Source organism: Bifidobacterium apicola, assembly GCF_042846865.1.
Lineage (GTDB): Bacteria > Actinomycetota > Actinomycetes > Actinomycetales > Bifidobacteriaceae > Bombiscardovia > Bombiscardovia apicola.
On sequence record NZ_BAAFQQ010000001.1, the window covers coordinates 44,027 to 55,940 of the forward strand.

An 11,914-nucleotide genomic window follows, 5' to 3' on the forward strand; every position below is an offset into this window, starting at 1 on the left:
CCGGCATCAGGCGCGCAGTGCCGCCCATCCTTTAGCCAATGCCCAGAAGAGGGTGGACAGGGTCACGATGATGAAGCTTGGAGGGGCAGGCACCATGGCCGAAATCACCAGGCCTCCCCAGATGGAGGCCAGGCAGATCAATCCTGATACGAGCATGGCCCGCAGGGGAGATGCCACCAGAATGTTGGCCGTGGCTGCCGGAGTGACGACCAGGGCGAAGATGAGCAGGGTCCCCACTGCCGGCACGGCGATGGTTATGACACCGGCCATGATGGCCATGAAGGTCAGGTTCATCAGCCCGATGGGCACGCCGCGGGCCTGGGCCACTTGCTCATCCAGGGAGCTGAAGAGCAGGGGCCGATAGATCAGGGCCAGCAGGATCAGCAGGATTGCATCGAAGATTATGAAGCCGATGACCTGGCTCCGGGTGATGGTCAGGATGGATCCGAAGAGGATGGCCTGCATCTGCTGGGAGGCCGAGCTGGACATCCTGGCGAAGAAGAGTCCCAGGCCGGTGGCGAAGGCCAGGACCGTGCCCGTGGCGATCTCCCGTTGAGAGACCCGTTTGCCCAAGGCTCCGATGACCAACGCCCCGCCTAGGGCGAACAGGCCCATGCCGGCAGAGACCGGCAGTCCCAGTAGGACAGCCCCTGTGGCGCCAGGCAGGCCGATGTGAGCCAGGGCGTGGGCGGCGAAGGTGGAATGTCTGGCAATGGTGAAGTAGCCCATGGCTCCGGCAGCCACGGCGATGCATAATCCTGCCAGCATGGCGTTGTGCATGAAAGGGGCGGCGAGGATCTCCGTCCAATGGGGGTCGAAGACTGGTGTAGTCATGAGGTCCTTTCCCGGTCCTTCCCGTGCAGGCGGGCCACCTGGCTGGGTTGATAGCGATTGTGGACGGGCCCGACCGGCTCGTCCATGTCGGGGGCCACGAACATGTCCCCCTGGGGAGTGGTGACCACCTCCACCTTGGTGCCGTAGAGGTGGGTGAGCAGGTCCGAGTCCAGCACGTCGTCCATGCGGGCGTAGTGGGGGTGCCCATCCAAGAGGTAAACCGCCCCGGTCAGCACAGGCAGCAGCATGTTCAGGTCATGGGCCACTACTTGGATGGTCATGCCCAGACGGCTGTTGAGCTGTGCCAGCAGGTGGACAGTGGCGCGCTGCCCGGCCAGATCCAGATTGGCCAGGGGCTCGTCGAGCATAAGCAGATCAGGATCGCAGACCAGGGCCTGGGCGATGGCCACCCGCTGACGCAGGCCTCCCGAGAGCTGGGACAGGCGCAGGTGGGCCCTGTCCTCCACGCCGACGAAGCGCATGGCCTTTCTAGCGCGCTCGCGGTCCTGCCGGGTGACGGGATGAATGCCGAAACGGGTGCCGGTCAGTCCCAGCAGAACGGATTGCTCGGCCGTAAGGTTGGAGTCGATATCCGAGGTGTAGCTTTGAGGCACGTAGCCGATGCGGTCGTTGGCCTGTCCGGCTGGCCGTCCCAGGACCTGCAGACTGCCTGCATCCAGGGGGAGCAAGCCGAGTTCGGCCTGCATCATGCTGGTTTTGCCGGTGCCGTTGGTGCCGACGATGGCCGTAACGGTTCCTTGGGGAATAACGAAGGTCCCCTCAGACCAGATCAGCCGTCCAGATCGGCGGATGGCGGCATGGTCGAAGACGATGCAGGCCTGCGTGGATGCTCTATCCGTGTTCGTATCCATGGCGTCCTTTCCGGCAGGGAATCGAGATGGTGATCCTGCTCTTATTGAGCATGATTCTCATTATGGTGATGGGAAGGACAGCGCGCAACCTCGTCAGCCGAGTCTTCTCCCCTCATCATGGCCTGCGGTGCGACCCGGCCGGTTTCCGCGTAAATCTGCACGTGCATTGGGCTTTGAGCAGTCAGTGAAATCGAAAGTCTGGTCTTTCCAGGCGCCTGGACGCAGCATGGATACGGTCGCTGTCCGGACCGTCCCTCGGACATGTGGTCCCGGTCGAGGAGAAATCTGCGCTAGGCTTGCTCAGATGAATTCGACGAGGGTTCGCGCCCGCTTGGATGATGGAGATGTATTGACGGCAGTGAAACTAGACGGAAAAGCGGCGGCTGCAGAACTCAAGGAGGACCTGCGCGCTCGCGTGGCAAGGCTGACAGCCATGGGGCGCACTCCTGGCCTGGGGACCATCCTGGTAGGGGAGGATCCTGGCTCGCTCAAGTATGTCGAGGGTAAGCATCGTGACTGCAGCCAGGTAGGCATCCGATCGATCAGGGTGGATCTGCCCGCGGATGCCGGCAAGGAGCGGATTCTTGCTGCAGTGGATCAGCTCAACCAGGATCCTGACTGCACCGGCTACATCGTCCAGCTGCCCTTGCCTGATGGAGTTGACCCCACTGAGATCATCGAGCGCATCGACCCAGCCAAGGACGCCGACGGCATGCACCCCTACAATTTGGGCCAGCTGGTCCTGCATGCCGACGGCCGTGTGCGGACCCCTCTGCCCTGCACCCCACGGGGGATCCTGCACCTGCTCGACCATTACAGAATCGACCTCGTCGGCAAGGAGGTCTGCGTGCTGGGTCGAGGATTGACTGTGGGGCGCACCATCGGACTGCTTTTGACCAACCGCGGAGTGGACGCCACCGTGACGCTGTGTCATACCGGCACCAGGGACATTGATGCCCATCTTCGCAGGGCTGACGTAATCATCGCAGCTGTGGGCCGAGCCGGGCTGGTCGGTTCGGATCAGGTTCGCCCGGGTGCCGTACTGGTGGATGTAGGCGTCTCCCGAATCTGGGACAAGCAGGAGGGCCGCTGGCGGATCAAGGGCGACATCGATCCGGCCGCCAGGCCGTCTTCAGCCGCCTATACGCCCAATCCCGGCGGTGTAGGACCGATGACCCGCGCCATGCTCCTGGCCAACGTGGTCGACTCCGCTGAGCGAGCCTCTGGGATCCTCGCCTGCGACACGCCCGAGGCACCCCGGCGACAATGACCGTGGTGTCTCCTATCATGGAGGATGTTCGCGCCTACCGGCGGGAACGCATAACTCAATACGGTAAAAATATCCACCAACTATACAAGAAACAATTTAATTAATGGCAGAGAACAAGAAGGAAGTCCCTCAGGTCGCGGTCAACGACATTGGATCCGAGGAAGACTTCATCAAGGCAGTCGATTCCACCATCAAGAACTTCGACGATGGGGATCTGGTCGAGGGGACGGTCGTCAAGATCGACCATGACGAGGTTCTGCTGGACATCGGCTACAAGACCGAGGGCGTGATTCCCTCCCGCGAGCTTTCCATCAAGAAGGATGTCGATCCCGACGATGTGGTCCAGGTCGGTGACACCATCGAGGCTCTGGTCGTCACCAAGGAGGACAAGGAAGGGCGCCTGATCCTGTCCAAGAAGCGCGCTCAGTACGAGCGTGCCTGGGGCGACATCGAGAAGATCAAGAATGCCGACGGAGTCGTCGAGGGCACCGTCATCGAGGCCGTCAAGGGCGGACTCATCGTCGACATCGGTCTGCGTGGCTTTCTGCCCGCATCCCTGGTCGAGATGCGCCGGGTGCGCGACCTGTCTCCCTACATCGGGCAGAAGATCAAGGCCAAGATCCTGGAGCTGGACAAGAACCGCAACAATGTGGTCCTGTCCCGCCGCCAGTACCTGGAGGAGACCCAGTCCGAGGTGCGCGAGACCTTCATGGCCCAGCTCAAGAAGGGCCAGATCCGCGAGGGCACGGTAAGCTCCATCGTCAACTTCGGCGCATTTGTCGACCTGGGCGGAGTGGACGGTCTGATCCACGTTTCCGAGCTCTCTTGGAAGCACATCGATCACCCCAGCGAGGTCGTCAAGGTGGGCGACAAGGTCACCGTCGAGGTGCTGGATGTCGATATGGACCGCGAGCGCATCTCGCTGTCCCTCAAGGCCACCCAGGAAGATCCTTGGCAGCGCTTCGCCCGGACCCACGTGCCCGGACAGATCGTTAAGGGCAAGGTCACCAAGATCGTGCAGTTCGGCGTCTTCGTCTCCGTCGAGGACGGCATCGAGGGCCTGGTCCACATTTCCGAGCTGGCCAATCGCCACGTGGAGAATCCCGAGACCGTGGTCAAGCAGGGCGAGGAGATCTTCGTCAAGGTCATCGACGTCGATCTGGATCGTCGCCGTATCTCCCTGTCGCTCAAGCAGGCCGACGACTCCGTCGATCCGACCTCCGAGGACTTCGATCCGGCCATCTACGGCATGCCTGCCGAGTACGATGAGGACGGCAACTACAAGTACCCCGAGGGCTTCGACCCCGAGAGCAACGAGTGGATCGCTGGCTACGAGAAGCAGCGGGAGGAGTGGGAGTCCCAGTATGCGGCCGCCCACGACCTTTGGGAGCAGCACAAGGCTTTCGTGGCCAAGGAGCTGGAGAACGCCGAGGCTTCAGCTGCGGAGGACAACCGGTCCTCTCAGGCGCCTGTCTCTGGTTCTCACTCTCACCGTCAGACCTCCGAGGAGACCACCAACTACAGCTCGGAGTCCAGCTCCGAGGGCACTCTGGCCTCCGACGACCAGCTGGCCGCCTTGCGCGAGCAGCTGCTCAAGGAAAAGAAGTGAGCGTTAAGCAGTGAATGGAGGGGTCCGGCCTCGGTCGGGCCCCTCCATTTGTATGTGCTGTTACAAGTTACATGCTGGAGGTCGGGATGATACGTGTGGGGTTGACCGGCGGGATAGCTGCTGGCAAGAGCACGGTGGCAGCTCGACTGGCTCAGGACGGAGCCAGGATCATCGACTATGACCGGCTCTCCCATGAGGTCATCGCTCCGGGTGGACCAGGCGTGAGGCCGGTTCTGGAACGCTTCGGAGCAGACTGCGGGGACGGCCAAGGGGGAGTGGACAGGTCAGCTTTGGCTGCACGGGTCTTCGGAGGGCCGACGGCCGACCGGGACCGCAGGGATTTGGACGACATCATCCATCCGCTGGTTTATGACTTGGCCGCAAAGGCCGAGCAGCCCTGGCTGGAAGGTTCCGAGGTGGTGGTCCATGATGTGCCCCTGCTGACCGAAGTGGGCTCAGCTATTCCTTTTCAGTTCGACAAGGTTCTGCTGGTAGAAGCCCCGAGCCAGGTGAGGATTGCGCGTATGGTGAATCAGCGGCATATGACACCGAGCCAGGCTGTTGAGCGCATCGGATCCCAGACCAGCAGCAGTTCGCGACGCGCTCAGGCCGACCTGCTGGTGGACGGGTCGCAGCCTATCGAACAAATGTTCGAGTCTGTTGATAGAATTTATGAAGAGTTAAAGGCCTTGGCCAAGGGATCCTCGCACAGTGATTGAAGGAATTATTGACGGGCCTTGGCAAACGACGCATCCTGGAAGGGAGTTTCATGGGGTTCAACATTGAGCGGACCGACAAGCCCTTCGTGGTCAAGTCTCCCTACAAGCCCTCCGGCGACCAGCCAGAGGCCATCGAGGAATTGGCTACGCGGATCGAGAACGGCGAGAACGACGTGGTGCTCATGGGCGCCACAGGTACCGGCAAGACCGCGACTACGGCCTGGCTGATTGAGCGCCTGCAGCGGCCCACTTTGATTCTGGAGCCCAACAAGACCCTGGCAGCCCAGCTCTGCGCTGAGTTCCGCGAACTCATGCCCGACAATGCGGTCTCATACTTCGTCTCCTACTACGACTACTACCAGCCTGAGGCCTACATCCCCCAAACGGACACCTATATCGAGAAGGACTCCAACATCAACGATGACGTGGAGCGTCTTCGGCATGCCGCCACAGCCAACCTGCTTACCAGGCGGGACTGCGTGGTGGTGGCCACCGTCTCCTGCATCTACGGCCTGGGCACGCCTGAGGAATACGCCGGGCGCATGCTCTTTCTGCATGAGGGGGACCGGATCAACCGGGATGACCTGTTGCGCAAGTTCGTGGACATGCAGTACAAGCGCAATGACATCGCCTTCACTCGAGGCACCTTCCGCGTGCGAGGCGACACGGTCGAGATTATCCCCGTCTATGAGGAGCTGGCTGTCCGCATCGAATTCTTTGGCGACGAGATTGACCGTATCTCCACTCTGCACCCGCTGACCGGGGACGAGATCGCCCATGAGACCTCCGTGCACATCTTCCCAGCCTCCCACTATGTGGCTGGTCCCGAGCGGATGGAACGCGCCCTGAAGACCATCAAGGAGGAGCTGGACTGGCGTGTGGGCCAGCTGCGCAAGCAGGGCAAGGAGCTGGAGGCCCAGAGGCTGACTATGCGCACCACCTATGATCTGGAGATGCTTACCCAGATCGGCACCTGCTCCGGAGTGGAGAACTACTCCAGGCATTTCGATGGGCGCGAACCTGGGACACCGCCCCACACCCTGCTTGACTTCTTCCCTGACGACTTCCTGCTGGTGATCGACGAGTCCCATGTGACCGTTCCCCAGATCGGAGCCATGTACGAGGGGGATGCCAGCCGCAAGCGGACTCTGGTGGAGCATGGCTTCCGTCTGCCTTCCGCCATGGACAACCGTCCGCTGAAGTGGCCTGAGTTTCTGGATAAGGTCGGTCAGACCGTTTACCTGTCGGCTACCCCTGGCGACTATGAGATGGGCCTGTCCGACGGTGTGGTGGAGCAGGTCATCCGGCCCACAGGTCTGCTGGACCCCGAGGTAGAGGTCAGGCCGGTCAAGGGCCAGGTGGATGACCTCCTGGACGAGATCAAGACGCGGGTGGATCGCCACGAGCGGGTATTGGTGACCACTCTGACCAAGAAGATGGCCGAGGACCTGACCGACTACCTGCTGGAGCGCGACATCAAAGTGGAGTACCTGCACTCTGACGTAGACACCCTGCGACGGGTGGAGCTCCTGCGGGAGCTTCGCGAGGGCAAGATCGACGTCATCGTGGGCATCAACCTTCTGCGTGAGGGCCTGGACCTGCCTGAGGTCTCCCTGGTGGCCATCCTGGATGCTGACAAAGAGGGCTTCCTGCGCTCCTATCGCTCCCTGATCCAGACCATCGGTCGTGCCGCCAGAAACGTGTCCGGCAAGGTCATTATGTACGCCGACGAGGTCACTGACTCCATGGAAAAGGCCATCAGCGAGACCAACCGTCGCCGGGCCAAGCAGATTGCCTACAACAAGGAACATGGTGTGGATCCCAAGCCGCTGATCAAGAAGATCAGCGACGTCAACGACATGCTGGCCAAGGAGGACGTGGACACCCAGACCCTGTTGGCGGGCGGCTACCGCAACGCCAACAAGGCTGGCAATTCACACCTGGGTGTGCCCCTCTACGACAAGGAGGAGGCAGACAAGCGGCATAAGGAGATTCTTCAGGCCGGTCTGCCGGCACAGGATCTTGCCGACCTGATTCGTCAGCTGAGCGACCAGATGCACACGGCTGCGCAACAGCTGCAGTTCGAGCTCGCGGCTCGTCTGCGCGACGAAATCAAGGATCTGAAGAAGGAGCTGCGGCAAATGACCGAGGCCCAAAAGTAGGTTTTGCCTTTGGCGCTTGGCCAGCGTTCCGCCTCGACCATATTGCATGCCTGTGATGCCAGACAAGGTCATCACAGGCCCCGCCTACAGGCCGCCGTCGGCGCGCGTGGTGAGGCATATGCAGGCGGGGGAGACGAGCACGTCACATCATGCCGCTAGAGTCTGGTGATATGTCCGAGACACCTCTGCCGTTTATGGTCGTGAGCCTGGTTGTGCTGGCCCTCTTCTTCGTGGTCGATCTTCTGGTGATCGGACGGCGGCCACATGTGCCCTCGACCGGTGAATGCGTGCGGCACATCGGATTCTTCGTGGCCATGGCACTGATTTTCGGGGCGCTGATCTGGAAGGTGGCCGGCTCCAAGCCGGCCATCGAGTTCTACTCAGGCTGGCTGACCGAGTATTCACTCAGCATCGACAACCTTTTTGTCTTCGTCATCATCATGACCAATTTCGCTGTGCCGCTTCGGCTTCAGCGCTATGTGCTCAGCATCGGCATCACCATCGCTCTGCTGCTGCGCGGGGTGTTCATTTTAGCTGGAACGGCGCTGATTACTCGCTTTACCTGGGTCTTTTTCATCTTCGGCTTCTTCCTGCTCTATACCGCCTGGAACATGGTGTCCAGCCGAGGCAAGCAGGAGGAATACCATGAAAACGGACTGATCAGGGTCCTGCGCCGTGTCATTCCTATTACCAGCCACTACGACGGTGAACATTTGCGGACCACTTTTGAGGGCAAGCGCTACTTCACGCCTATGCTGGTAGTCTTCCTGGCCATTGGCACCACTGATGTCATGTTCGCCTTCGACTCCATACCTGCTATATTCGGGCTGACCAAGGATCCCTTCATCGTCTTCACCTCCAATGTCTTCGCGCTGCTGGGCCTTCAGCAGCTCTACTTCCTGCTGGGTTCCCTGCTGGACAAGCTGGAGTACCTGCCCCTGGGGCTGGCTGTGGTCCTGGCTTTCATCGGGGTCAAGCTGATTATGGAAGCTTTGCACGGCAACACTCTGCCCTTCATCAACGGCGGACAGCCTCTGACAGCCGTGCCCGATATCCCCACCTGGGCCTCCCTTCTGGTCATCGTTTTGGCTGTCGGCATTGCCGCTCTGGCTTCGGTGCTCAAGAGCCGCCGGGTGTCCTCTGGAACGGTCTCAAAGGAAGAAAAACGGTAGATAAAGCCTTGAGCCACAAGAATTGTTAGCGCTAACGGGAAATACTGGTACCCATCAGGCTGAGTCTGTACAATAGAACGGTAAGTAAGAAAAAGAACAGGCAGGTAGCATATGCGCAAAGCCAAGATCGTCGATACTATCGGGCCGGCTTCGGAGTCGCTGGAGAACATCACCAAGCTGGTCAAGGCCGGCATGGATGTGGCCAGGCTCAACCGGTCCCACGGTACCCCCGAAGATCACCTCAAGGTTTACAACAACGTGCGTCAGGCCAGCAAGGAGACTGGACGCAATGTAGCTGCTCTGGTTGATCTGCAGGGTCCCAAGATTCGTTGCGGCTGGTTCAAGAAGAACGAGCAGGGCGAAGACAAGGTCATCCTCAAGGAGGGCCAGGAGTTCACCATCACCACCGACGATGTCGAGGGTGACGAGCACATAACCTCCACCACTTTCAAGGGTCTGCCCGGGGACTGCCATCCCGGCGATCCTATTCTGATCGATGATGGCAAGGTCCGTCTGGAGGTCACCAAGGTCGAGGGCAATCAGGTCCACACCAAGGTGGTCGTGGCTGGTCCGGTCTCCTCCCACAAGGGCATCAACCTGCCCGGTGTGGCCGTGAGCCTGCCGGCGCTGACTCCCAAGGACGAGGAGGACCTGCGCTGGGGCATCCGCACCGGCGCCGACATCATCGCCATGTCCTTTGTTCGCTTCGCCACCGACATCGACCGCGCCCACGAGATCATGGACGAAGAAGGTCGCCGAATCCCCATCGTGGCCAAGATCGAGAAGCCCCAGGCGGTTGAGAACCTGGAGGAGATCGTCAGGGCCTTCGACGGCATCATGGTGGCCCGCGGCGATATGGCCGTGGAGATGCCTTTCGAGCAGGTCCCTCTGGTGACCAAGCGTTGCATCGAGCTGGCCCGTCAGTACGCCAAGCCAGTCATCGTCGCCACTGAGGTTTTGGGCTCCATGGTTCACTCGCCCATCCCCAGCCGTGCCGAGGCCTCTGACTGCGCCAACGCCGTCCTGGACGGCGCTGACGCCACCATGACCTCCAACGAGACCGCCGTGGGCGACTATCCCGACACTACCGTCTCTACCATGGCCCGAATCTCTGAGTATGCCACCACCCACGGTTTTGACCGTATCCCGGATATGCACAACCTGGACATGTCCAACTCCGGTGCTGTTTCCTCCGCAGCCGTGGATCTGGCAGATAAGATCAACGCCAAGGCCATCGTGGCCTTCACTCAGACCGGCAACACCGTGCATCGGGTCTCCCGCGAGCGTCCGGCCGCCCCCATCTATGCGCTGACCACCGATGAGCATACTTATCATTGGCTGGCTCTGAGTTGGGGCACCGAGGCCTTCATGTGCGAGCAGGACTACCACGACTTCAACCGCGCAGGTCTTATGGCCTTCGTGGATTCCACCTTGAAGAAGCAGGGCAAAGTCTCTGACGGCGACTGCCTGGTGGTGCTCAGCAGTGCCCAGGGCGAGTATGAGCCGGGAAACACCGACTGCATCTATGTGCACACGGTGGGTGCCAACGAGTGATTCTCCTTTCACCTGCCTGACTGTCGATTGAGTCAGTCCGGCAGGTGAACCGTGAGGTTTATTCGCACTGATATAGCAGCGAACCGGTGGCCTCTCTCTCCCCTGATCTTCAATGCAGGGGAGAGAGAGGCCACCGGTTCGCTGTTTGAGGGTTCCAGTCTCAGGCAAGCATGTCATCCCTGACCCAGGCTTTAACTGCATTGACAGCGGGCAGTTGTTCTCGGGGGGTTGTCAGTGCAGGTCGGAAAGTCCGATTTTGGCTCGCAGGATGGCGATGGTGGTTTTGGCATCCAGTATGGTTCCTGCGATCACCATGTCGTAGGCCTCATCCACGGTGAAAAGTCGCACATTCTGGTGTGGGGTTTCAGGAGCAAGACTGGCGGGCTGAACCGGGGTCAGGCCTTCGGCGTAGAAAAGCGTGGTGTGCTGCGTGGAGAAGCTGGGAGTGTTGATGAATCTTGCGAACTGGTTGAAGGAGGCTGCCTTGTATCCGGCCTCTTCGCGCAGTCGTCTGGTGGCCACATCAATGGGGGCTTCCTTATCGTTGAGCGGATGACCGGCGGGCAGCTCAAGGGTCCAACGGTGGGTGGGCAGACGGTACTGCTCGACCAAAGGTATCCGACCGTCGTCGGTGATGGCCAGGACGGCGATGGTGTCCCCGTGCTTTTCGCTGACTATGCTGCGATCAAAAGTCTGATTGTCGCTGGATTCATAGGTGACCCTGTCGACGCTGAAATAGTGGCTGTCCATAATCTGGTTGCGGGCCTTCTCCTGGACGGGGGAGGTGCGCCAAGGATCGAACCGTCGATAGATCTGAGTGGTCATCATGCTCTCCTTCGACTGCTGATGTGCCTGTATACATAACTGTCTTCATTCTAAGGCAGATTCAACACGAATAACCTTGCGTCGTCGTCAAAGTATGGTAGATTCTCTGTGGTAATGAAAAGCCCCCGTATCCCAATTGGTAGAGGAAACGGCCTCAAAATCCGTGCAGTGTGAGTTCGAGTCTCACCGGGGGCACGATAAAGCGAACCCCATCCGTCTTTCATCGGTTATCTGGTGAAGGGCAGATGGACTTTCAGGAAACGAGGTTGAAAGTGGCTTCAGAGAGTAAGAACCGCAGCGAGTCCCCCGAAGGGCGGACCGTGGTTGTGGCGGAGGATGAGGCTTTGATCAGGCTCGATACCGTTGAAGCTCTCGAGGATGCCGGCTATGACGTGGTCGGCCAGGCGGCCAGCGGCCAGGAAGCCATTGATCTGACTCGCGAGCTGAGGCCCGACGTGGTGGTTATGGATGTGAAGATGCCCGGCACTGACGGCATTACCGCCGCCACTGAGATCGGCAAGGAGAACCTGGCCCCGGTGGTTATGCTGACGGCGTTCTCCCAGCAGAGCCTGGTTGAGAAGGCGGCTGATGCAGGAGCCATGGCCTACGTGGTCAAGCCCTTCGCCCCGGAAAAGCTGCTGCCAGCCCTTGAGGTGGCTATCTCGCGCTTTGACCAGATCAACGCCCTGAAGGACGAGGTCACCGACATGAAAGCCCGTTTCGAGGCCCGCAAGCGGGTGGACAGGGCCAAGGGTCTGCTCATGGAGAGCATGGGCATGACCGAGTCCGAGGCCTTCCGCTGGATCCAGAAGACCTCCATGGACCGCAGGCTGACCATGCAGGAAGTGGCTGACGTGGTCATCAACAACGTGGCCAATCAGAACGACCGTTAGCCCT

The 11,914-nt window shown here is 60.3% G+C and carries 10 protein-coding genes and 1 tRNA gene; 8 read left to right on the forward strand and 3 right to left on the reverse strand.

Annotated elements, in window-relative coordinates; translation table 11 throughout:
• Positions 1–6: 6 nt before the first annotated feature.
• Positions 7–834, reverse strand: coding sequence for a metal ABC transporter permease (locus ACGG9J_RS00190; protein ID WP_390132527.1), 828 nt, complete (start codon positions 832–834; stop codon positions 7–9).
• Entirely contained in the window at positions 831–1,706 is an 876-nt protein-coding gene (locus ACGG9J_RS00195; RefSeq protein WP_390132529.1) for an ABC transporter ATP-binding protein, read from the reverse strand. The genes ACGG9J_RS00190 and ACGG9J_RS00195 overlap by 4 nt, the downstream gene beginning before the upstream one ends.
• A 304-nt stretch (positions 1,707–2,010) precedes the next feature.
• Between ACGG9J_RS00195 and ACGG9J_RS00200 the strand changes: the two genes are divergently transcribed.
• The 6 genes from ACGG9J_RS00200 to pyk all read left to right on the forward strand — a co-directional run bounded on the left by ACGG9J_RS00200 (position 2,011) and on the right by pyk (position 10,192).
• Positions 2,011–2,976: a bifunctional methylenetetrahydrofolate dehydrogenase/methenyltetrahydrofolate cyclohydrolase gene (locus ACGG9J_RS00200; protein WP_390132532.1), complete on the forward strand. Its 966-nt coding sequence runs from the start codon at positions 2,011–2,013 to the stop codon at positions 2,974–2,976.
• A 103-nt stretch (positions 2,977–3,079) separates the two neighbouring features.
• Positions 3,080–4,585 (forward strand): 30S ribosomal protein S1, encoded by a 1,506-nt coding sequence (gene rpsA / locus ACGG9J_RS00205; RefSeq protein WP_390132534.1) that lies wholly within the window; start codon positions 3,080–3,082, stop codon positions 4,583–4,585.
• An 86-nt stretch (positions 4,586–4,671) separates the two neighbouring features.
• Entirely contained in the window at positions 4,672–5,304 is a 633-nt protein-coding gene (gene coaE, locus ACGG9J_RS00210; protein ID WP_390132535.1) for a dephospho-CoA kinase, read from the forward strand.
• Positions 5,305–5,354: 50 nt separating this feature from the next.
• Positions 5,355–7,466 (forward strand): excinuclease ABC subunit UvrB, encoded by a 2,112-nt coding sequence (uvrB, locus tag ACGG9J_RS00215; protein WP_390132537.1) that lies wholly within the window; start codon positions 5,355–5,357, stop codon positions 7,464–7,466.
• Positions 7,467–7,636: 170 nt separating this feature from the next.
• Complete coding sequence (locus tag ACGG9J_RS00220) at positions 7,637–8,638, forward strand: TerC family protein (protein WP_390132539.1); 1,002 nt, start codon at positions 7,637–7,639, stop codon at positions 8,636–8,638.
• Positions 8,639–8,749: 111 nt separating this feature from the next.
• Positions 8,750–10,192: a pyruvate kinase gene (gene pyk, locus ACGG9J_RS00225; protein WP_390132541.1), complete on the forward strand. Its 1,443-nt coding sequence runs from the start codon at positions 8,750–8,752 to the stop codon at positions 10,190–10,192.
• Positions 10,193–10,423: 231 nt separating this feature from the next.
• On the opposite strand, the gene ACGG9J_RS00230 is transcribed toward pyk, so the two are convergent.
• Positions 10,424–11,017, reverse strand: a complete 594-nt coding sequence (locus ACGG9J_RS00230) for an NUDIX domain-containing protein (protein WP_390135266.1) — start codon at positions 11,015–11,017, stop codon at positions 10,424–10,426.
• Between the two features lie 121 nt (positions 11,018–11,138).
• On the opposite strand from ACGG9J_RS00230, the gene ACGG9J_RS00235 reads away from it, so the two are divergent.
• Positions 11,139–11,212: transfer RNA gene (locus ACGG9J_RS00235), tRNA-Leu, on the forward strand.
• 50 nt (positions 11,213–11,262) lie between these two features.
• Positions 11,263–11,910, forward strand: coding sequence for an ANTAR domain-containing response regulator (locus ACGG9J_RS00240; protein WP_110452193.1), 648 nt, complete (start codon positions 11,263–11,265; stop codon positions 11,908–11,910).
• Positions 11,911–11,914 lie beyond the last annotated feature (4 nt).